Raw genomic sequence first — 19,912 nt, forward strand, 5'->3', positions numbered from 1 at the left:
CATTAATCCTTCTCCAATCTCTCTTCTTGCTTCGATGATTCCTGACCGAAGAACAAATCTCCTTCGTCCGTCAGTTCATCCTCAAATGTTAATGGTGGTAATTCCTCGAGTGAATTAAATCCGAAGTGATCGAGGAAGTGCTCAGTCGTGCGATATAACTTGGCACGGCCGATCGTTTTTGCACGTCCTGCCGATTCAATTAACCCTTTCGACAGTAGCGTATGAATGACACGCTCCACTTTGACACCACGAATTTCTTCGATATCTGCCCGTGTGACCGGCTGTTTGTAAGCGATGATGACCAAAGTCTCCATCGCCGCACGCGAGAGCGCCTGCTCAGCCATCGTCCCGACATACTTTTGAATGTAGGGAGCAACGTCAGGAATGGTCACGAGCTTGTAGACTCCTGCCGACTCCATTAGTTGAAACGGTCGATTCGATTTGTTGAATGAAATCTCTAGCTTACTGAGCTGTTCGCGTGCCGCGGCTTCTGAGATATCGAGTGTCTCGGCGAGAGCACGCACTTCCATTCCCTCATCACCGACGACGAATAGCAATCCTTCGATAATCGTTTCATAAGACAACAACCGCTTCATCCCCTTTCTTTGATGATTCGATGAACGAAATTTGAATGTCTTGGTCGAGTTGTTTCGTCTCGACGACCCTGAGCTTAATCAACTCAAGGAGCGCCATAAACGTCACCACGAGATCCGAGACATTCGGTCGTTCTACAAAGAAAGCGAAAAACGATGTTTGTCGCGTCGAGGACACGTGGTCATGAAGTCGTGTCATCTGTTCTTCAAGAGTTCGCTCTTCACGTTTGATCGTCTTTTTGCGTCGCTCTTTCCAACGTTTACGTTCAATCATCTTTGAATAGGCGTGGAGAAGATCCGAAAAGTTGAGGGGGCCGTCATACTTCGACACCTCGTCTGACATGTACGTCGTCAAATCTTCCCCTGGTCGCGTATACAGTTCAAGACGGTTTTCTTCTTGTTCGCGCATAAAAACGACTGCTTCTTTATAAGCTTTGTATTCAATCAATTGACGAATGAGTCCTTCACGCGTCGGTTCATCACTGAAATCTGGAACATCCTCGACATCCTCGACCGGAACGGGCGGTAGCAACTGCTTACTCTTCAATTGGAGCAACGTCGCCGCCATGACCAAGTATTCACTGGCCACGTCGAGTTCAAATTTTTGCATCGTGCGAATATAGCCGACATACTGGTCAGTGACTTCTGCCACGGAAATGTCGACGATATCAATCTCCATTTTTCCGATCAAATGGAGCAACAGGTCGAGTGGACCTTCGAACGTATCAATTTTAACGTTATAGGCTTCCATAGAGACACCTGCCATTTTACATTTTTGCGCTTTAGTATAACATGTTTTATAACACCGTGGACACGAAAGGAGAAAATTGATTCATGACCCCTTTTATTCATTATACGTTGCTTTTTGAATGTCATGCCGATTATTTCGAATGTCATGAGGTATTAGAAGAGGCATGGCAGGAAGGTGGACGACAACATCACGGCTATGCGGCACTCATTCAATACGCCGTCATTCACTATCATCTTCGGCGCGATAATCTCATCGGTGCGAAAAAGAGCTTGCGTCTCTTACGTCAAAAAGTCGACGTCGCTTCTCCCTATTTGAATAAGCTCGGTCTAGATGTCGAAGCATTCATCTCACAGCTTGATGAATGGCCGTTAATAACGACACTTCCCTTGCAACAAGAAGTTCGTGAGACTGTCGAAGCACTGAAACCGTCGTTCCCGACGACGGAGCTGTCGTTCGAGGAGCTCGTGCACAAGCATCTTCATCGTGACCGCAGTAACGTCATCACGGAACGGGAGTTAGCGCTTTTAGAACGGCAACGCGCGCGAGGATGATCCTGAGCCTTTGAAAAATCATACGTTGTGTTTTTTCAAAAGCTCGAACTCAATCAATCAGCTCTCCAGATTGCTTCGATCAACTCATAACGACGTGTAAAACCCCCGCAGTCACGGATGTGATTGCGGGGGTTTTTGTCATCAGACGACCAATTGATTCCATTTGTCCAATAAATCGCCCGTCTTGCCTGTACCGGTTAACGTCAAATCAAGTGGAAGGACGTTTCTTACCTCGTCTAGAAGCTCGTAAGAACGTTTCTCGCCACGGAATGATGGCGACAAGGCGATATGGTCGATGACCATCGTCGTGCCTTTTTGCTCCATACCAATGATACCAACGAAGTCTTCACCGACTTTCCACAAGTAGAGGAACTTCGACTCCTCCTCGTCGTACAATCGGACGAGTTCAAGCAAGCTGAGCGGAGATTTGTCACTACATGAGAATGCGAGTAGACCCATCGCCGTCTTTTCATGAGAACGTTTATATTTTACCAGCATCGCTGGGTTCACCACCTTTAGTCATTCAAGTTTCACGACGTGAACACGTGAGAGACATGGTTCATTGTGTCATAACCTTCAGGCAAAAATCAATTCTCGTCCCAAACTTTCACTTCAGCCATCTTCGTTCCTTGACGAAGCTTGACTGCGTGCTCAAGTCCAGATGTCACTTTACCGAATACAGTGTGAACCCCATCCAAGTGTGGCTGTGGCTCATGGACGATGAAGAATTGTGAAGATCCTGTGTCACGTCCTGCGTGTGCCATCGACAGTGACCCTGCTTCGTGTTTGTGAGGGAACGATGTCGATGTCTCGCATGGAATCGTGTAGCCAGCGCCGCCCATTCCTGTCCCTTGTGGGCAACCGCCTTGGCTGACGAACCCAGGGATGACACGGTGGAACGTCAATCCGTTATAAAAGCCGCTGTTCGCAAGTTTTTCGAAGTTTTCAACCGTGATCGGTGCTTCATTGTGGAATAAATCAAATTCAATCATTTCGCCATTTTCAAGTTTCATTGAACCTTTTTTCATGTGTCAAGCAACCCCTTTTCGTATATGTATCCTGCTATTCTTCATTCACATTACCCATCTTATCAAAAAAACACGTCTGTCTCCACTTTTTTTGTGGAAACAGACGTTCTGTCTTATTGGATGACAGCGTGAACGAGTGGACGGGCTTCTGGTTTCGTCGCACCAATCGTATACGCATGGTCTAAACGTTCGACAGCTGAAGACATGTCTTCGATGTTCGAGCGAAGTACTGCAATTACGTCTCCCGCCTCGACACGGTCACCGACTTTCTTCTCAAGCGTGATGCCTGCCGCAAAGTCGATTTTATCTTCTTTCGTCGCGCGTCCTGCACCGAGGAGCATCGCCGCGACACCCACTTCGTCTGCGATGATTGACTCGACGTATCCAGCCTCTTTCGCAACGAATGTCGTCTCGTACGAAGCTTGTGGCAATTTGGTCACGTCATCGACGAGTGACGCGTCTCCACCTTGTGCTTCGATAAATTTGCGGAACACCTCGAGGGCATGACCGTCCGCAATCCGTTTCTCGAGGTCAGCATACGCTTCTTCGAAAGTTGGATAGAAATCACCGAGTACTGCCATATGTCCTGCGATTGTGAGAGCAATTGTTTTCAAGTCTTCAACTTCTTTACCAGACAGAACTTCAATCGCTTCTTTCACTTCGTTCGCATTGCCGATCTCAAATCCGAGTGGTTGGTCCATATCCGTGATGACAGCGACCGTCTTACGGCCTACGTTCTTCCCAATCGCGACCATCTCTTCTGCGAGTGCTTTCGCATCATCAAACGACTTCATGAATGCACCAGAACCTGTCTTGACATCAAGGACGATACTGTCTGCACCCGCTGCGATTTTCTTCGACATAATTGAGCTTGCAATGAGTGGAATCGACTCGACTGTAGCCGTTACATCACGAAGCGCATAGAGACGCTTGTCCGCTGGCGTCAAGTTTCCAGTCTGACCGATGATTGACATCTTGATGTCGTTCACTTGTTTCGTGAATTGTTTTTCTGTCAATTCAACGTCAAACCCTGGGAATGATTCGAGCTTATCAATCGTTCCGCCAGTGTGGCCGAGTCCACGACCGCTCATCTTCGCGACCGGGATACCGATTGATGCGACGAGTGGTGCCACAATCAAGCTAATCTTATCACCGACTCCGCCTGTTGAGTGTTTGTCGACTTTCTTCCCTTCGATATTCGAAAGGTCAATCGTGTCCCCTGACTTGACCATTTCCATCGTCAAAGCAGCCGTCTCATTTTCAGTCATCCCGTTGAAGTAGATGGCCATTGACAATGCAGACATTTGATAGTCAGGAATCGACTCGTTCGTGAATCCTTCGACCACAAAGCGAATCTCCTCTTCGTTTAATTCTCCACCGTTACGTTTTTTCAAAATCAAATCGACCATACGCATAATTGTCGTCCTCCTAAAATAAAGTTACTTACATGTTTTTAATCGTGCCACGAACGAGTGACAGGAAGTCTTGACGAACACGTTCTGTTGTCTCGATGACTTCTTCATGATTGAGTGGTTGATCTAAAATTCCCGCAGCCATGTTCGAAACACATGAAATCCCGAGGACACGCATATCCGAGTGACGTGCGACGATCACTTCCGGGACCGTCGACATTCCGACGACGTCTCCACCGAGATGACGTGCCATTTTGACTTCCGCTGGCGTTTCGTATGTTGGACCCGTATTACCGAAATAAACACCTTTTTGTACAGAGAGCCCAAGATCTGATGCCACGTGTTCCGTCAATTTCACAAGTTCCTTATCATACGCTTCTGACATATCCGGGAAGCGTGTCCCGAATTCGCTCGCGTTCTTCCCGATGAGCGGGCTCGTCCCAAAGAAGTTGATGTGATCTGTGATAATCATCAAGTCACCTGGGTTGAACGTTTCGTTACATGCACCTGCTGCGTTCGTGACGATGAGTGTTTCGACTCCGATCAATTTGAGGACACGGACCGGGAACGTCACCTGTTCCATCGAGTATCCTTCATAGAAGTGGAATCGTCCTTGCATCGCGACGACGCGCTTTCCCTCAAGCTCTCCGAACACGAGTTGTCCTGCATGTCCTTCGACAGTCGATACTGGGAAGTGCGGGATTTCCTCATATGGAATGGCGACCGGGTTCTCGATTTCGTCCGCGAGGACTCCAAGCCCCGACCCGAGAATGAGTCCGATTTCTGGTGTATCGCCCATACGCTCTTGCAAATACGCTTTTGTTTCATTCCAATTTACCATGAATATTGCCTCCTCAAATTTCGTTTAAGAAACTCTTTCCGTTTGATGGTGCCGCGACGTCAAAGTTTTCAGCAACGGTCGCGCCGATGTCTGCGAACGTACCACGAATGCCTAAGTCCGCTGATTTCGCCCCGTTATGGTGAACGATGAGCGGCACGTATTCACGCGTGTGGTCTGTCCCAGCATGAACCGGGTCATTCCCGTGGTCCGCTGTGATGATGAGTAAGTCATCTTCCCGAAGACGCTCCATCACTTCAGGAAGTCGAGCATCATATTCTTCAAGTGCGACCGCATAGCCTTCTGGGTCACGACGATGACCGAACAAGGCGTCAAAGTCGACCAAGTTCAAGAAGCAAAGTCCTTCGAAGTCTTCTTCGAGCGAATCGACCAATTTGTCCATTCCGTCCATGTTCGATTTCGTACGAATGGCCTTCGTTACGCCTTCCCCATCATAAATGTCACTGATCTTCCCGAGGGCGATGACGTCTTTACCATCCTCTTCAAGTGTGTTCATGACCGTCTTCCCGAAAGGTTTGAGTGCATAGTCATGACGATTTGCCGTACGGACCCACGCTCCAGGCGTCCCGATGAACGGACGGGCGATGATGCGGCCGAGCATGTACGGGTCTTCACGCGTGATTTCACGCGCGTATTCACAGATTCGATACAACTCATCAATTGGCACGATGTCTTCATGTGCAGCGATTTGAAGGACCGAGTCTGCAGATGTATAAACAATCAGAGCTCCCGTATTGACGTGCTCTTCACCGAGCTCGTCAAGAATCTCTGTACCTGATGCCGGTTTATTCCCGATTACTTTACGGCCACTGAACTCTTCTAGGCGATGAATCAAATCGTCCGGGAACTTTTCAAAGACACGGAACGGTGTCTCAATATGAAGGCCCATGATCTCCCAGTGACCCGTCATCGTATCTTTACCAGCTGAAATTTCTTCCATACGACCATATGCACTTGGTGCATCAGATACATCGATCCCTTGAATCGGTTTGATGTTTGAGAGTCCGAGTTTACCCATATTCGGCATATTCAATCCGTTATGCTCACGTGCAATATGTCCGAGCGTGTCGGCTCCTTTGTCACCGAACTGTTCAGCATCCGGTGCTTCACCGATGCCGACCGAGTCCATGACTACTAAGAAAATACGTTTAAACTTCTTCACAAAAAATTCCTCCTTTTCGATGTCTAGGCACGAGGGTGATGCTTGCGATACACATCATGCAAGCGCGACTTGTTGACGTGTGTATACACTTGTGTCGTCGCCAGGTCCGCATGACCGAGCATCTGTTGAATGGCACGTAAGTCCGCTCCATTCTCGAGCAGGTGTGTCGCAAAGGAATGACGGAGTACATGAGGTGTGATTTCTTTGTCAATTCCAGCAAGTTTGGCACGTCGTTTGATTATCTTCCAAAATCCTTGACGGCTGAGCCGGCCTCCTCTGCCATTTAAAAAGAGCGCCTCTGTCTCTCTACCGCCGAGTCCGTTACGAGCTTGTTGAATATAGCGCTCGACAAACCCTTGGGCGACCGAAGAAACCGGAATGATTCGTGCGCGCTCGCCTTTCCCTTCACATTGTAGATACCCCAATTCGAACTGTAAATCATCCAAGTCAAGACCTAAAAGTTCACTGACCCGCATCCCGGTCCCATACAAGAGTTCAAGCATCGCCCGGTCTCGTAACGAGAGCGGGTCGGATGTCGGGACACTATCCAATAGACGTTCGACTTCCGCTTGTGACCAAGTATCCGGAAGTTGTTTCTCTGCTTTTGGCGTCTCTAGATAGAGGGACGGATCGGTCGTCGTGATCCCGGTCATCTTTAAATGATGATGGAACATTCGGATTGAACTGACAGCCCGTCTCAAAGACGAGGAAGCACGTCCGGCTTGAGACAATTCTTCGATATGTTTGACGATATGCGAACGCGTCACTTCGTTCCAATCTTCCACCCCGAGTTGGGTCAAAGTCGATGCGTATTGCGTTAGATCGCTCGCATACGCCTGTCTCGTGTTTGCGGACATCCGCTTTTCAACAGTCATATATTGAAGAAATGACTCGATATGCGAACGCATCATACCCTCCTCCTTCCTTGTTTCACCTGAATACGCTTACAGCATATCACTTATGTAAACCGTTGTGAAGATGTCTGACCTCATTTTTTAATCACTTTTTTGTGACAAAATAACAGTGACTATTTTTTTCTTATGATGACAATAAAAAACCATCCTCATTCAAGGATGGTTTGCATGTAAGGTTAACCGTTGATGACTGCTTTATGACCTTCAAGCGTGACGCCTTTTGATTGGCATACTTTACAAATGCCATGAAACGTCAAGCGATGGTCTTTAATAAGAAATTCATATTTGCTCTCGACTTTCTTCTCAACGTCGACAAGCAAGTCTTCCATGATTTCTTCAACCGATCCGCATTCGACACAAACGAGATGATGGTGCGAATGGTTCGCCCCTTCCGGTCTCAGGTCAAAACGCGCGACCCCGTCACCGAAGTTGACTTTATCGACGACACCAAGCTCAGTTAACAACTCAAGTGTCCGATACACAGTAGCAAGTCCGATCTCTGGCGCGATGCTCTTGACGAGCATGAACACGTTCTCCGCACTTAAATGGTCGCTCTCATTCTCGAGTAAGATGCGTACCGTCGATTCACGCTGTGGTGTCAGTTTATATCCTTTGGCGCTCAATTGCTGTTTAATTCGTTCAATTCGCGTTTCCATAAGGCGCCCCCTCTTTACATAGTTCACTACTCAAAGCATACCGAAGTTTTAGGCAATTTTCAATTTAAAATCATTACTATGTAAGTTTACCATATAAAATTACAGATTAGAATTATTTCAATCTGGACAATTGCCACCATTGAATCGCCATGATTGTCTTCGCGTCGGTAATGATGCCTCGGTCAAGCAAATCGACAGCTTCGTCAAAGGTGTATTGTTTCACATTTAAAAATTCATCTTCGTCCAAGTTCATCTCACCCGCAGATAGTCCTTTTGCGACAAACACGTCAACTCGTTCACTACAAAATCCCGGTGCCCCGTAGAACGAAAAGATTTTTTCAAGCGACTCGGCGGTATAACCCGTCTCTTCTTCTAATTCTCGCTTGGCACTCGCTAGAGGTTCTTCTCCTTTTTCCAATTTACCGGCAGGAATTTCGAGTGACATCGATTCGAACGCCTTTCGATATTGTTCCACCATGACGATTTTTTCTGATTCATCGACGACGAGGACGGCGACCGCCCCGTTATGATAGACGAGTTCTCGCACAGATGTGTTTCCATTCGGAAGGGAGACGACATGTTTTTCTACGTCGAAGATTTTGCCTTGATAGATGACTTCCCGCTCAATCGTTGTTTCTTCCATATGATTACTCCTCACTTTTCGATATACTCTGATTATGAGTCAAACCTACATTTCGAACAAGGAGGAATCCATATGAGCGAACTCGGGCTCGGGACGATGACGATTTTAAAACATGGTGAGAACGAGGCGAAGCGAATCCTCGAGACGGCCATTCAATCAGGGATTCGTCATATCGATACAGCAGATGTCTATGCACGACAAGATGTCGAACGCGTTATTGGCGAAACGTTAGGTCCCGAACGAAAGCACCTCTTTTTGACGAGTAAAGGGGGGAATGAGCTGACTGAGGAGGGGATGCGCTGGAATCCAAATCCATCCTACTTAGACGTAGCACTCCACGGGTCGCTTGAGCGATTGCGTACAGATTATCTCGATTTGTACTATATTCACGGTGGTACGCTCGAGGATGACCTCGACGCCACGATTGAATGGGCACAAAAACAAAAGCGAGACGGTGTGATCCGCCAAATCGGCCTCTCCTCGATTCGGCCGAACGTCATCAAACGATGGGTCGAGTCAGGTGCTCTCGATATGCTCATGACCCCATACTCGCTTCTCGATCGGCGTCCGGAAACGCTTGACTACTCCATATCGATTGTCGGTCGTGGCGTGCTCGCCAAAGGACTTTTGACAAATGAATGGGAGGCACGCCTTGGTGACAAAGGTTTCGAGGCATGGCGAAAAGAGGACCTTGCAAGCGAGCTTGCCATGATGCCTAAACCGATTCAGGCATATGCACTCGGAGCCGCAAAGCGGTTTTGCGACGTCGTCTTACCTGGCGCATCTTCAGTCGAACAGTTGCAACAGACGATCCGTGCATTCGAGACTAAAATTGATGAGGACGTACTTGACCGACTACTCGCCCGTTTACCGATTCATTCTTATACAAAACACGTGACCTGATTCGTTCAGGTCACGTGTTTTTCACTGCGTGCTTTTATCTGTTCGATTGCCCAGTCTGCCCATCCGGCATAGTTTTCCATCATTCGAATGGCATATTCACTCGTCAATAAGTAGCCGAGTGTATCTTCGTCTGATTGATGCTCCTCCTGAAACATCCGGATCTGTTGCGCGACTTGTTCGTGATGAGCTTTCGTTTCTTCGATATACCGGACCGCTTCCTCGACTGGCAACAATTGAAGCAAACTGACTCGTAACAAATTCTCATCCTTCATTTTCGGCTGGAAAGACGTCGGTTGACGCAACCAATTGATCAACTCTTCTCGTCCTTGATCCGTGATGGAGTATATTTTTTTATCCGGTAACTCTTGCTGTGAAATGTGCTCCGCTGAGACGAGCGCGTCGTCTTCCATCTTCAACAGTTCCCGATAAATCTGTGTATGATGTGCGTTCCAAAAATGAATCATCTGCGCCTTGAACGTCGCGTTCAGTGCATACCCGGTCGCAGGCTGATGGGTCAATAACCCAAGCAATGCGTGACGTAACGCCATATCCATCACCTTTTCCTTATCATGCTATTTTTATAAGTGTATCACATTCTCTCACGGATTCGAGAATGCCAATCTGTTGACGACTTGTTTAAAACCCGACAAAATAGATAGAAGAAAGGAGAGTTGTCTATGCAACCGATTCATTCATCACAACAATTTGACGAAGCTACAAAAGATCATGGAATGGTGGTCTTCACCACATCATGGTGCCCGGACTGCAAACGCCTGGACATGTATGTCGACGAGCTCGTCAAAGACTATCCACAGTTCAACTGGCATGTCGTCGACCGCGACGAACTCCCAGATTTATCTGATGCACAAGAAGTTCGCGGTATCCCTTCACTTCTCTACTATAAAGACGGGGCAAAACAAGAACACCTCCACTCAGCAAACGCCAAGACGGAGATGCAAATCCGTTCATTCCTCGATACGATTCAAGCATGAACTGATTCCTGCAGACCATTCGGCTGCAGGAGTTTTTCAATTGTAATGACGTACATACCGCGAGTCGATGAATCGCTTCAAATAATATGGAAGTCGTCCATGCCAACTGAAACGTCCGAACGTCAACAGTGCGCGTCCCGTTGTCGTCAATAAAATGTTCATCGATTGACGTTTCCGAAACGGTCGCGTCGTTTCACCGAGCAATCGTTCCGCAACGTATCGACCAGATCGGACAGCATCGACCCCACCGTTTAGAGCGGAGGCCATGTCTCCCGTCACATATATGTTAGGAAACTGATAATGGCGAAGATACTCATCCGTCTCAATAAACTGATCCGGGTTTGCGAGGCCCGATTCAGACCACCAGTTCACTGGAACGACCCCTGTTGCATCAAGCACAAGTCCTTCAGAGGACTCATCGTTTTTCCTTTGTTTTATGACCACTACTCCAGACCTTACCAATAAGCGTTCCATCTGTTTCTGTCGGCGGGTCGACACGTCGGGTAAGACTCGCTTCGCATACAGCGTGACTTTTTTCGTCCGGACGCACGTAAATGCCAATTCAACGCCCGCTTTTCCACCGCCGACGATGGTTACTTGTGAACTCGAATCGATGCGGTCAAGTAAAGCTTGTGACATCGGTTTAAGCGGGGTCCCGATTCCTCGGCTCACTGCACCAGTTGCCAGCACAAGTCGGTCGTAATGAAACGGTCCCTTTTCTGTTTGAACGGTCTGTAAATGAGGATCGATCGCGAGAATCCGTTCTGCGGCCGGTTCAAGTTGAGGCAGTCGGACCGTTGCGGAATTCATGAGTCCGGCGACCACTTGCGGAAACGCTCCTGTGTACACCGTCTGACATTTTCCAATAAAGAGAACTTCATAATGTTCACGAATCTCCTCAATCCGATCGAGAATTTCAAGCTGACCATGACCGAGCCCGGCCAATACCAATGTCGGTTTCATCGCAAAATCCTCCGCGCCTCAATGAATCGTTGTGTAATCGTCATCACTTCGAGTAGGAGAAAAATGAGGGCAATCCCACCGACCCAGTTCGGGAAGAGAATCATCAAGGTAAATAGGATGAAACATTCCGTCCGTTCAATGATTCCAGGTTGGTAATAAAACGTCTTTTCCGACCGCCTCGAACTACTCGCTCCTACTGCGAGGAATAGCGTCATTGCGATCACAAAAGAAGCGATCAGAATGAGAAAGATCGGCATATATTCCGGATATCGAAGTGCAAGCGCAATCACTACAGACAACTCGACGAATCGATCGAGCACAAGATCAAGCACTGTCCCAAACCCACTCGTTTTCGACTTTCTAGCCATCGTTCCATCTAAGACGTCAAATAGTCCGGAAATCCACAGTAGAATCACGGCTGTCCAGTGCATATCGTTGTAAATAAAGATGCCTGTTGAAATTCCAATAATTCCCCCTAGTATTGTTACTTCGTTCGGTGTGAAATTCCACTTGAGCAATCGGTCTGCTCCTCGTTCAATGACCGGTTTGACGTATCGACTTCCATAAGTATCGAGCATGTTATCCCTCCTTTCGTTTAATTCGGTACATCGTCCCGACTTGGAATGATTCGTGCGTCGGTAACATGACCGAACGTCCATCCTCGAAATGATATTCACCAAAACTTTGACCGAACCGATAGATTTTTTTCATCAATCGTACGGGCTCACCGACCGCTTCTGACACCATGACGTCGGACAGTGGCCGCAATTCCCCATCAATCATGAGAAAGTCACCAAACCCTGGCGCGCTTTCATACAACTCTTTCGCCGTCCCTGTTGATGTTACTTTACCTGACTCAAGTAGTGTCACTCGGTCAGCCATCAGCATCGCCTCTTCACGGTCATGTGTGACCAAAACCGCCGTGAGGTCGAGCTCCTTGACCAAATCACGAATGAACCGTTGCAGGTCGAACTTCAGGTTTGGATCGAGGTTCGTGAACGGTTCGTCCAATAAAAGGACTTCCGGCTCAGCAGCCAGCGCACGTGCGAGACTGACGCGTTGTTGCTCACCACCTGATAATTCGTGAACTTCCGCATCGTAACGGTCACCGAGACGGACAACGTTCAACCACCTCTCTGCCTGTTCCCGGGAACGCGAACGGGTCGCGAGTGTGACATTCTCACCCACTGTCAAATGCGGAAACAATAAAGCGGACTGGGACAACATCGTCACACGCCGCTTGTGTGCAGGAACCTTTAACAAAGAACGGTGATTCCAGAACACTTCTCCTTCATCACTCGTATCAAGTCCTGCAATGATTCGTAGAATGGTTGACTTCCCAGAGCCGCTGACTCCAACGATGGCGTGGATGTCATGTGGAATGACTTCAAAATCAATACCATCTAACACTTGTCTCGTTCCATACCGTTTACGTAATGCTTGTACTTTCAAACTCATTGAAGACGTCCTTTCAGGAAGCGCACCGTCCACTGACTCAATCCTGAGAGCAGGAAATAGAGGAGAACAGGGATAATGATGAGCATCCAAGTGTTCGAGAGCGCGAGGTTTCGGTTATTCCCCGCATAAGATTGATACAGTTCAGTCGTTACCGTCGGAATCAATCCTGCACCAATCAATTGGACTAACGCGAATTGACTGAGCAGAATGACCGTCGTAAATAATACGATAGTTCGCATCGTTTGTGAGAAAAGCGGAAATAGTACATAAACGAGACGACGCTTTACCGTCAAAAGCCGCGCCTGTTCTAAGAGTGGACGACCGATGACCGCCATCCCGTTATAAGCGAGACGGATTGAATACGGCAATGTCGCGATAAGTAAGGCAATCACGACACCGATATACGTCCCAATCAAATCCGCTTCCGCCAAGATCAAGTAAAGACCGAACAGCATCGCGAGCATTGGGATGAACAGTGGTAAAAAAACGAGCCACTCTAGAACGTGACGCCATCTCGATTCTGTCCAAAGAAGCCACCAGGCGAATGCCATTGATAACCACACGTTGACCGCGGATAAGATGACCGTCAACCCGATCGTATTTAGCATCGTCATATCGTTCCCGATTTCATCTGTCGGTACCGCTTGGAATAGGGTGATGAACGGAATCAAGATGAAACAGATGATGATAAGCTGACGAATCATCGTTTCACCCCGCGTTCAATTCGACGACGAATGGAAGAGGTCAGCCAATATGAAACACACACACCGCATCCGACAACCCATGTCCAGACAAGCGCCACAGCATACGGGTCACTCGCTTCCAGATAGAGCCCTGTCGACAGCCGTTCATATGCGAGTACTCCAAGTAGTTTTGGATAGGTCACTCCGAGGAGGGCAGGTACTTCATACGCGAACGAAACGAACGCAATCATAATCCAAGTCGCATCAAGCAGTGGTTTAATCAAAAATGGAAATTCTGCATGCTTGAATTGTTCGACTGGGGAGAGTTGGAGCGTCTTCGCCGTCTCTAAATATCCCCGATTCAATTGTTCATACGTACCGAGCATCATCAAAAAGACAAACGGGGTCTCCTTCCATATGTATGTCAGGATGACCGTCACATAGTCTCTTTCATTCGCCTCGATCCAGCCACTGCCGAACGGTCCACTGAATAATAATAAGATCAAATAGGCAGCGGCAATATGCGGGACGAACATCGGGATTCGGATGACCGACGACGTGATGCGCCACTTCTGTTGAACGGCGGTCCTCGCTAGCCATGTCCCGATGATGAGCGACAGGATGGTCGATACACTGACGACGTATAGCGTCATGAACAGACTATCCCGCCACGTCTCATCCGTCAGAAGCGATGCCCAATCTGTACCAACCGCTTCCATTCCCAAAAAGACGATGGATACGAGTGATAAAAGTGATAGGACAATCGTCAATGCGACACTACTTCGCAACACGTGACCATTCCTCACGTACGGCATCAATCACGTCCGGTCCATAGTCTGGAATGGAACGTTCCTGTAACTGCTCTGTGTCCGGATACGTCTTGCCATCTCCAAGTGCTTCGAATGCTTGTTGGTCCGCTTCATCCAATTTGGTCAAGTCAAGCGATGTCCCGTCTCCCCAATAGTCAGGCCCTTGTTTCACGAGTTGAGCTTCCGGTGATAGCAGTTCTTCGATGAGGACGATCGCTCCGTCCGGATTCGGCGCATTGAACGGTATCGCTAAGAAGTGTGTCGATGCGATCGAGTGATCGAGGACGAGGGCACGTGTCTCTTTTGGGAAGATGCCATTAGCCACCTCTGCTTCGGCTCGGCGTTCATTAAATCCCATCGTCATCCACACATCCCCCGAAGCGTAGAGCTGATCGAGCTGCTCAAGCGTTTTTGGATATGTCTGTCCTTCTTTCCATAAATTCGGGGACCACGTTTTCAAGTCGTCCCAGAACGACTCTTCAATGGTCACATTCTCTTCTAATTCAGCACCGTAGCGTTCAAATAAAAGATGACGAATAAATGCATTACCGGTGAAATCAGTGACTTCAGGATACGTGAAACGACCCGGATTGTCTTCGGTCCAGCGACGTAATTCCTCAAACGATTGTGGGGGATTGTCGACTTTCGCTGCGTCGTAATGCAAGATGAATTGAACATTTCCCCAAGCAAGTTCCATATCATCCGTAGGGGTGCCGGCATCTGATTGTTGAGCCGTCTCATTCAACAACTTGGCGTTCGGGATACGTTCCATCAATCCATTACGGAGTAATTCAGCTTCTTTTGCATTTCGGAAATTGTCACCATTGATCCAAACGACATCAATCGTCCCAACTTGTCTATCTGCTTTTTGATCGAGTGACAGCTGGCGCACGAATTCGGCCGCATCCATGGCGACCCGGTTCAACTCAACCTCGTACGATTCCTCGAGTCGTGGTGCCACATAGTCATCAATATAGCTGTTGATCCCCTCGTCTCCACCCCACATATATAGGTTGACGGTCGATCCTTTTGCCGACTCAGTCGCAGCATCGAATGAATCCGAGAACTCAACCGCCTGTTCGTTCCCACATGCTGCAACAAAGATCAGTAAAGCTGTCGTTATAAATAGTTTGATTGCCTTCATCGTTCTCCCCCTTTTTACTTTTTCTCAAATCCCCGTTTCGCGAGCATCTCGAACATGTTTGGACAGATTGCATACACATTCGCCCCGATATTCATCCACCATGGGGCATTGATTTCTCGTTTACGCTTGTGACTTCCTTTGACAATCGCGTCAGCCAATCGCTTCGGGTCAAGCATAATTCCCTGAACACTTTCGGCATATGTACCACTTTTATCGGCCCGATCGAAGAATGGTGTAGCAATCGGTCCCGGATTGACCGTCATGACGTGGATCCCACGTGGTTTCAACTCTAATCGTAGAGCATTCGAGAACTGTAAGAGCGCTGCCTTTGACCCCGCATAGACGGCAGTCTTCGGTGTCGGTACTTTAGCTGCTTGCGAACATATATTGACGATGACATCTCCTTGTTTCATGATGCGGGCACAATCTCTTGATAAAAGCATCGGGGCGACTGCATTTATCTGCATCGTCTCTTCCATCACATCAGTCGATTGATCGGTGACCGAGTCGAATTCGGCCATGCCGGCATTATTGATCCATATGTCAAACGTCCCAAATTGCTTCAACACATTTTCAACTAGGATATCTGAATTCGCAACATCCGCGCACATCCAGTCGCCACCGCACGTTTCCGCAATCTTCTTCAATCGTTCTTCATTTCGTCCAATCAACAATACGTTGTAACCAGATTCATAAAAAGAATGCGCCAATGCGGCCCCGAGCCCACTTGACGCACCTGTAATGACTACCCGTTTCATAACATCGCTTCTTTCTTTACGTAGATCCATTTATTGTCATCGCGGCGTCTCTCGATTTCGCCTCGCTCTTCGAGTAAGCTGAGGCGCGCAAACACCTCACTGAAGACGAGCGGCATCCCTCGTCGCATCTTTCTTCCATATAACTTCATCGACCAATCAAACACGCTAAGTCCGTCTTCCCAATCCACGAGCAATTGCTCACTACGCTCATACCGTTGACGAATCCGGCTCTCAATTAAATCGTTCGGGTGGTGAATTGGTTCACCGTGTCCACTGACGACAAGTTTCAAATCGACACCCTGCAATTTTTTGAGCGAGTCGATATAGAGAATGACGGGTGAGGCGAAACCTTCATCTTCATACGGTTGCTCGATAAGAGGATTTGGTTCAACTTTGTCAATCAAATGATCACCCGCAATCAAGACACCCCCAGGTCCAATCAATCCAAGTTGATCACTCGCATGTCCAGGCAGATGAATTGTCTGCCACGCCCCATCCGACGTCAAATCTTGCCCGTCATCGAACGTCATCGTGACAGTCGTCGGTCCAATCCAGCGAAGTGCTTCGCGATAGTCTGGTAATTTTTCCACAAGTGGAGCCGGTGCCCCGAACGAGACGGCCAATTCATGCAAAAAGTGGTTGCCCCGCTTCAAAAAGTTTGGGGTTTGCTCTAAGTAGCGAACGAGCTTTTCATGTCCGTACACAGGAATGGATGCGTCGCGAAGACGCCATGCTTGTCCGGCATGATCCGCATGATGATGCGTCAAAAATAAAAAGTCGATGTCAGACAACGAGAGTTCAAGCTCTTCAAGTTGCAGATTCAACGCGGTCCATGCTTCTTCTGTATCCGGTCCACAGTCGACCATGAAAAATCGGTTCATATGTTCGACGATATAGACGTTCACGTTCCCTACTTCGAACGGTGTCGGAATATCGAGTCTTGCCAGTTGACTTGAAATCCAGTCTGCCACGTCATCACCACCCCTTCTTCCTGTCTTTCTCCATTATACCCGTCTGAAAGATTCGTTTTCAATCAAACAAAAAAAGAGGGGGACATCTCCCCCTCACAAAAATGATTCTTATAAGTTGATGACCGTCACTTTATCTCGCGTCATCGTCTCGAGGCTACGTCCGATTCCTTGAACGCCGAGCCCTGATTGTTTAACTCCGATGAACGGGAAGTGGTCTGGACCACGTTCCGTACGTCCATTCACTTGAACCGTACCGACTTCTAACTTGTCAGCGACTGTGAAGGCGCTATTCACGTTTTGTGTGAATACGCTCGCTTGGAGACCAAACTCTGATTCATTCGTGAGCGCGACCATCTCGTCGAGCGATTTCACACGAATCACTGGAAGGACTGGTCCGAACGGTTCCTCCCATGCGACGCGCATGTCTGTCGTCACGTTGTCAAGTAGCGTCGGGTGAATCAAGTTTCCGACACGTTTATTGCCGTTTATGACGGTTGCGTTTTTGCTGACCGCATCGTCAATCAAACCTTGGACATAATCCGCTGATTTTTCGTCGACCAACGGCACGATGAAACTGTTGTCTTCCGGTGAGCCGACTGAGAGTTTCTCGACACGTTCTTTCAACATGCCAACGAGCTCATCTGCTTGGTCTTCGAGCACGAAGACGCGCTTGATTGCCGTACAACGTTGACCCGAGTATGAGAATGCACCACTGATGATTTGCTCTGCAGCCAACGTCAAATCCGCATCCTCTAAGACTAGGGCTGGGTCTTTCCCACCAAGTTCGAGCACGACCGGTACCATCGACGCTTGTTGCGACAAGTGTTGACCCGTACCTGTCCCACCTGTGAACGTGATCATGTCGATACCAGGGTGTGAAGTCAAGTAATCTCCAATGACCGAACCACGTCCTGTCACAAGGTTCAAGAGACCTTTCGGAAGACCTGCATCATGTAATGCCTCGACCATCTTGATTCCACTGATTGCACCTTGAGTCGCTGGTTTGAAGACGACCGCATTTCCTGTGACGAGCGCAGGTGCAATCTTCGCAGCCGCTAAGTTCACCGGATAGTTGAACGGTGAAATCGCGAGAACGACACCGAGTGCCTCTTTTTTGATGATGGCCATCTTGTTTTTCGAGCCACCAGGGAATGAATCCCCTTGCATGAATCCACCGTTGAAGCGAATTCCTTCTTCTGCCGTGTAACGAATGATTTCAGCTGTACGAACGACTTCTTTCTTCGCGTCGTTCAAGTTTTTCCCGACCTCCTGCATGATGATTTGACCGATCTCATCAACGCGTTCTTCGAGTTTTTCTGCCCATGCATACAACAGTTCAGCGCGCTTGTTGACCGGAAGCGCAGCCCATTCCTGTTGTGCGCGTTTGGCGCCATGGATGGCTTCGTCTACTTCGTCACGTGACATCGCTTGAACGCGACCTACGACTTCATCTTTATATGGTGAAACGAGTTCAATCGTTTCCTGACTTGAAGATTCCTGCCATTGACCATTCAATAAATAAGGATACGTGTTCATACTCATCATCTCTATCTGCCTCCTGAGTAAGCTGTAATATCTCGTTGCCAACCTCATTGTATGCAGATTTTTTTGCGTTGGACAACTATAACGATTCAGTTTATAAGATGTAAACGGTTACTATGAAACTTTTTGTGAATTCTGACGTGAGTTCGACATATTTTTACTGTAGATTTGATGATTCGAAACCGATAGTAAAGAAGAGAGTACGTGAAATAGGAGGGACTACCATTGAACAATGATCATAATATTTTACTTGAAGCAGGAACGAACGAACTTGAGATCGTGATTTTCCAAGCTGGCCCATTCTTATTCGGCATCAATGTCATGAAAGTACGCGAAATCATTACGATGCTCCCACTGACTCCGCTCCCAGGTACACCGGAGGCCATTATGGGTCTCATCGAGTTACGTGGAGAAGTCATGACCGTCATCGACCTTCCCATGGTCATCAGTCATCCGCGTGAAGTCGGCAGTGACGACCGCTTGATTGTCTGCGAGTTCAACGGTGAGAAATCGGTTCTTCGAGTCGACCAAGTGACCGAGATTAAACGCATCTCATGGGAACAGATTGACACGCCTTCAGATCTCGCCCGCGGTGTCCAAGGTATCACGAACGGTGTCGTCAAAACAGGTGATCAGATGATTATCTTACTTGACTATGAGCGCATCGCGTTAGAACTTTCTCGTAAAGACATCATGGCGCGTGAGTCAGTGAAACGTCTCGGTGCTCGTGAACGTTCGAACAAAAACATCTGGATTGCCGAGGATTCGGAGATGCTTCGGACACTTATTCTCGAAACGTTAGATGATGCAGGCTACTTCAACACGACCGTTTTTAATAACGGTAAAGAGGCGCTTGATGCATTTGAACAGGATGGTGTCGAATGTGATCTTCTCATCACGGATATTGAGATGCCACAGATGGACGGACTCCATTTAACGAAGCGTCTTCGCGAGATGGAGCGCTACGCAACACTTCCGATTATCATCTTCTCGTCACTCATCTCGGACGACTTGAAACATAAAGGTGAAGCGGTCGGAGCGAACGCCCAAATTACGAAACCAGAAATCGGTCTCCTGATTGCGACACTTGACGAATTTGTAGGCTAATAAAAAAAGTTTG

Annotated in this window: 24 protein-coding genes; 4 read left to right on the forward strand and 20 right to left on the reverse strand. The window is 48.1% G+C overall.

Annotated elements, in window-relative coordinates; genetic code table 11:
* Nucleotides 1-2: 2 nt before the first annotated feature.
* Nucleotides 3-596: an SMC-Scp complex subunit ScpB gene (scpB, locus tag KNO76_RS04875; protein ID WP_026825818.1), complete on the reverse strand. Its 594-nt coding sequence runs from the start codon at nucleotides 594-596 to the stop codon at nucleotides 3-5.
* The gene (locus tag KNO76_RS04880; RefSeq protein ID WP_214883162.1) at nucleotides 574-1,344 is read right to left on the reverse strand and encodes a segregation and condensation protein A; all 771 of its coding nucleotides are present in this window, start codon (nucleotides 1,342-1,344) and stop codon (nucleotides 574-576) included. The genes scpB and KNO76_RS04880 overlap by 23 nt, the downstream gene beginning before the upstream one ends.
* Before the next feature lie 83 nt (nucleotides 1,345-1,427).
* Here KNO76_RS04880 and KNO76_RS04885 point away from each other — a divergent pair, with 83 nt between their 5' ends.
* Entirely contained in the window at nucleotides 1,428-1,895 is a 468-nt protein-coding gene (locus KNO76_RS04885) for a DUF309 domain-containing protein (protein WP_214883165.1), read from the forward strand.
* A 141-nt stretch (nucleotides 1,896-2,036) separates the two neighbouring features.
* Here KNO76_RS04885 and KNO76_RS04890 read toward each other — a convergent pair whose 3' ends face one another.
* From KNO76_RS04890 to KNO76_RS04925, 8 genes are all read right to left on the reverse strand, one after another.
* Nucleotides 2,037-2,393: a GCN5 family acetyltransferase gene (locus KNO76_RS04890; RefSeq protein ID WP_026825815.1), complete on the reverse strand. Its 357-nt coding sequence runs from the start codon at nucleotides 2,391-2,393 to the stop codon at nucleotides 2,037-2,039.
* A gap of 89 nt (nucleotides 2,394-2,482) precedes the next feature.
* Nucleotides 2,483-2,923 carry a peptidylprolyl isomerase gene (locus KNO76_RS04895; RefSeq protein ID WP_026825814.1) on the reverse strand — a complete coding sequence of 147 codons (441 nt, stop codon included), beginning with the start codon at nucleotides 2,921-2,923 and terminating at the stop codon, nucleotides 2,483-2,485.
* A 113-nt stretch (nucleotides 2,924-3,036) separates the two neighbouring features.
* Nucleotides 3,037-4,338, reverse strand: a complete 1,302-nt coding sequence (locus KNO76_RS04900) for a pyrimidine-nucleoside phosphorylase (protein WP_026825813.1) — start codon at nucleotides 4,336-4,338, stop codon at nucleotides 3,037-3,039.
* A gap of 28 nt (nucleotides 4,339-4,366) precedes the next feature.
* Nucleotides 4,367-5,176: a purine-nucleoside phosphorylase gene (locus KNO76_RS04905; protein ID WP_214883168.1), complete on the reverse strand. Its 810-nt coding sequence runs from the start codon at nucleotides 5,174-5,176 to the stop codon at nucleotides 4,367-4,369.
* A gap of 13 nt (nucleotides 5,177-5,189) precedes the next feature.
* Complete coding sequence (deoB, locus tag KNO76_RS04910) at nucleotides 5,190-6,356, reverse strand: phosphopentomutase (protein ID WP_026825811.1); 1,167 nt, start codon at nucleotides 6,354-6,356, stop codon at nucleotides 5,190-5,192.
* Nucleotides 6,357-6,379: 23 nt separating this feature from the next.
* Nucleotides 6,380-7,264: a site-specific tyrosine recombinase XerD gene (xerD, locus tag KNO76_RS04915; RefSeq protein ID WP_026825810.1), complete on the reverse strand. Its 885-nt coding sequence runs from the start codon at nucleotides 7,262-7,264 to the stop codon at nucleotides 6,380-6,382.
* A gap of 182 nt (nucleotides 7,265-7,446) precedes the next feature.
* On the reverse strand, nucleotides 7,447-7,926 hold the full coding sequence (gene fur, locus KNO76_RS04920; RefSeq protein WP_214883170.1) for a ferric iron uptake transcriptional regulator: 480 nt from the start codon (nucleotides 7,924-7,926) through the stop codon (nucleotides 7,447-7,449).
* 112 nt (nucleotides 7,927-8,038) lie between these two features.
* Nucleotides 8,039-8,569 carry an NUDIX hydrolase gene (locus KNO76_RS04925; RefSeq protein ID WP_214883173.1) on the reverse strand — a complete coding sequence of 177 codons (531 nt, stop codon included), beginning with the start codon at nucleotides 8,567-8,569 and terminating at the stop codon, nucleotides 8,039-8,041.
* Nucleotides 8,570-8,641: 72 nt separating this feature from the next.
* Here KNO76_RS04925 and KNO76_RS04930 point away from each other — a divergent pair, with 72 nt between their 5' ends.
* On the forward strand, nucleotides 8,642-9,472 hold the full coding sequence (locus tag KNO76_RS04930) for an aldo/keto reductase (protein ID WP_214883177.1): 831 nt from the start codon (nucleotides 8,642-8,644) through the stop codon (nucleotides 9,470-9,472).
* Nucleotides 9,473-9,477: 5 nt separating this feature from the next.
* On the opposite strand, the gene KNO76_RS04935 is transcribed toward KNO76_RS04930, so the two are convergent.
* Nucleotides 9,478-10,020 carry a PadR family transcriptional regulator gene (locus tag KNO76_RS04935; RefSeq protein ID WP_026825807.1) on the reverse strand — a complete coding sequence of 181 codons (543 nt, stop codon included), beginning with the start codon at nucleotides 10,018-10,020 and terminating at the stop codon, nucleotides 9,478-9,480.
* Nucleotides 10,021-10,149: 129 nt separating this feature from the next.
* Between KNO76_RS04935 and KNO76_RS04940 the strand changes: the two genes are divergently transcribed.
* Nucleotides 10,150-10,464 (forward strand): thioredoxin family protein, encoded by a 315-nt coding sequence (locus KNO76_RS04940; protein ID WP_026825806.1) that lies wholly within the window; start codon nucleotides 10,150-10,152, stop codon nucleotides 10,462-10,464.
* A gap of 36 nt (nucleotides 10,465-10,500) precedes the next feature.
* Here the strand turns inward: KNO76_RS04940 and KNO76_RS04945 are convergent, their stop codons facing one another.
* The 9 genes from KNO76_RS04945 to KNO76_RS04985 form a co-directional block, all read right to left on the reverse strand.
* Nucleotides 10,501-11,427 carry an NAD(P)/FAD-dependent oxidoreductase gene (locus KNO76_RS04945; protein WP_214883180.1) on the reverse strand — a complete coding sequence of 309 codons (927 nt, stop codon included), beginning with the start codon at nucleotides 11,425-11,427 and terminating at the stop codon, nucleotides 10,501-10,503.
* The gene (locus KNO76_RS04950; protein ID WP_026825803.1) at nucleotides 11,424-12,005 is read right to left on the reverse strand and encodes a CDP-alcohol phosphatidyltransferase family protein; all 582 of its coding nucleotides are present in this window, start codon (nucleotides 12,003-12,005) and stop codon (nucleotides 11,424-11,426) included. Before KNO76_RS04950 ends, KNO76_RS04945 begins: the two co-directional genes overlap by 4 nt.
* 1 nt (nucleotide 12,006) lies before the next feature.
* Nucleotides 12,007-12,885, reverse strand: coding sequence for an ABC transporter ATP-binding protein (locus tag KNO76_RS04955; RefSeq protein ID WP_214701905.1), 879 nt, complete (start codon nucleotides 12,883-12,885; stop codon nucleotides 12,007-12,009).
* A complete protein-coding gene (locus KNO76_RS04960) occupies nucleotides 12,882-13,589 on the reverse strand; it encodes an ABC transporter permease subunit (protein WP_214883183.1) in 708 nt (235 codons plus the stop codon). Before KNO76_RS04960 ends, KNO76_RS04955 begins: the two co-directional genes overlap by 4 nt.
* Entirely contained in the window at nucleotides 13,586-14,359 is a 774-nt protein-coding gene (locus tag KNO76_RS04965; RefSeq protein ID WP_214883186.1) for an ABC transporter permease, read from the reverse strand. Before KNO76_RS04965 ends, KNO76_RS04960 begins: the two co-directional genes overlap by 4 nt.
* Nucleotides 14,346-15,521, reverse strand: coding sequence for an ABC transporter substrate-binding protein (locus tag KNO76_RS04970; RefSeq protein ID WP_214883187.1), 1,176 nt, complete (start codon nucleotides 15,519-15,521; stop codon nucleotides 14,346-14,348). Before KNO76_RS04970 ends, KNO76_RS04965 begins: the two co-directional genes overlap by 14 nt.
* Before the next feature lie 14 nt (nucleotides 15,522-15,535).
* Nucleotides 15,536-16,279 carry an SDR family NAD(P)-dependent oxidoreductase gene (locus tag KNO76_RS04975; protein ID WP_214883189.1) on the reverse strand — a complete coding sequence of 248 codons (744 nt, stop codon included), beginning with the start codon at nucleotides 16,277-16,279 and terminating at the stop codon, nucleotides 15,536-15,538.
* Nucleotides 16,276-17,250 (reverse strand): MBL fold metallo-hydrolase, encoded by a 975-nt coding sequence (locus KNO76_RS04980; protein WP_214883193.1) that lies wholly within the window; start codon nucleotides 17,248-17,250, stop codon nucleotides 16,276-16,278. The genes KNO76_RS04975 and KNO76_RS04980 overlap by 4 nt, the downstream gene beginning before the upstream one ends.
* 108 nt (nucleotides 17,251-17,358) lie before the next feature.
* Complete coding sequence (locus KNO76_RS04985; protein ID WP_214883194.1) at nucleotides 17,359-18,795, reverse strand: NADP-dependent glyceraldehyde-3-phosphate dehydrogenase; 1,437 nt, start codon at nucleotides 18,793-18,795, stop codon at nucleotides 17,359-17,361.
* A gap of 222 nt (nucleotides 18,796-19,017) precedes the next feature.
* Here KNO76_RS04985 and KNO76_RS04990 point away from each other — a divergent pair, with 222 nt between their 5' ends.
* The gene (locus KNO76_RS04990) at nucleotides 19,018-19,899 is read left to right on the forward strand and encodes a chemotaxis protein CheV (RefSeq protein WP_214883196.1); all 882 of its coding nucleotides are present in this window, start codon (nucleotides 19,018-19,020) and stop codon (nucleotides 19,897-19,899) included.
* Nucleotides 19,900-19,912: the final 13 nt, after the last annotated feature.

Origin of the sequence: Exiguobacterium sp. s101 (genome assembly GCF_018617835.1) — a bacterium.
In the GTDB taxonomy this organism is placed as follows: Bacteria; Bacillota; Bacilli; order Exiguobacteriales; family Exiguobacteriaceae; genus Exiguobacterium; species Exiguobacterium marinum.

Bases quoted from the DNA above. Each gene is read 5' to 3' on its own strand.
- scpB (WP_026825818.1), bottom strand. From the start codon at position 596: ATGAAGCGGTTGTTGTCTTATGAAACGATTATCGAAGGATTGCTATTC.
- KNO76_RS04880 (WP_214883162.1), bottom strand. From the start codon at position 1,344: ATGGAAGCCTATAACGTTAAAATTGATACGTTCGAAGGTCCACTCGAC.
- KNO76_RS04885 (WP_214883165.1), top strand. From the start codon at position 1,428: ATGACCCCTTTTATTCATTATACGTTGCTTTTTGAATGTCATGCCGAT.
- KNO76_RS04890 (WP_026825815.1), bottom strand. From the start codon at position 2,393: ATGCTGGTAAAATATAAACGTTCTCATGAAAAGACGGCGATGGGTCTA.
- KNO76_RS04895 (WP_026825814.1), bottom strand. From the start codon at position 2,923: ATGAAAAAAGGTTCAATGAAACTTGAAAATGGCGAAATGATTGAATTT.
- KNO76_RS04900 (WP_026825813.1), bottom strand. From the start codon at position 4,338: ATGCGTATGGTCGATTTGATTTTGAAAAAACGTAACGGTGGAGAATTA.
- KNO76_RS04905 (WP_214883168.1), bottom strand. From the start codon at position 5,176: ATGGTAAATTGGAATGAAACAAAAGCGTATTTGCAAGAGCGTATGGGC.
- xerD (WP_026825810.1), bottom strand. From the start codon at position 7,264: ATGCGTTCGCATATCGAGTCATTTCTTCAATATATGACTGTTGAAAAG.
- fur (WP_214883170.1), bottom strand. From the start codon at position 7,926: ATGGAAACGCGAATTGAACGAATTAAACAGCAATTGAGCGCCAAAGGA.
- KNO76_RS04925 (WP_214883173.1), bottom strand. From the start codon at position 8,569: ATGGAAGAAACAACGATTGAGCGGGAAGTCATCTATCAAGGCAAAATC.
- KNO76_RS04930 (WP_214883177.1), top strand. From the start codon at position 8,642: ATGAGCGAACTCGGGCTCGGGACGATGACGATTTTAAAACATGGTGAG.
- KNO76_RS04935 (WP_026825807.1), bottom strand. From the start codon at position 10,020: ATGGCGTTACGTCACGCATTGCTTGGGTTATTGACCCATCAGCCTGCG.
- KNO76_RS04940 (WP_026825806.1), top strand. From the start codon at position 10,150: ATGCAACCGATTCATTCATCACAACAATTTGACGAAGCTACAAAAGAT.
- KNO76_RS04945 (WP_214883180.1), bottom strand. From the start codon at position 11,427: ATGAAACCGACATTGGTATTGGCCGGGCTCGGTCATGGTCAGCTTGAA.
- KNO76_RS04950 (WP_026825803.1), bottom strand. From the start codon at position 12,005: ATGCTCGATACTTATGGAAGTCGATACGTCAAACCGGTCATTGAACGA.
- KNO76_RS04955 (WP_214701905.1), bottom strand. From the start codon at position 12,885: ATGAGTTTGAAAGTACAAGCATTACGTAAACGGTATGGAACGAGACAA.
- KNO76_RS04960 (WP_214883183.1), bottom strand. From the start codon at position 13,589: ATGATTCGTCAGCTTATCATCATCTGTTTCATCTTGATTCCGTTCATC.
- KNO76_RS04970 (WP_214883187.1), bottom strand. From the start codon at position 15,521: ATGAAGGCAATCAAACTATTTATAACGACAGCTTTACTGATCTTTGTT.
- KNO76_RS04975 (WP_214883189.1), bottom strand. From the start codon at position 16,279: ATGAAACGGGTAGTCATTACAGGTGCGTCAAGTGGGCTCGGGGCCGCA.
- KNO76_RS04985 (WP_214883194.1), bottom strand. From the start codon at position 18,795: ATGATGAGTATGAACACGTATCCTTATTTATTGAATGGTCAATGGCAG.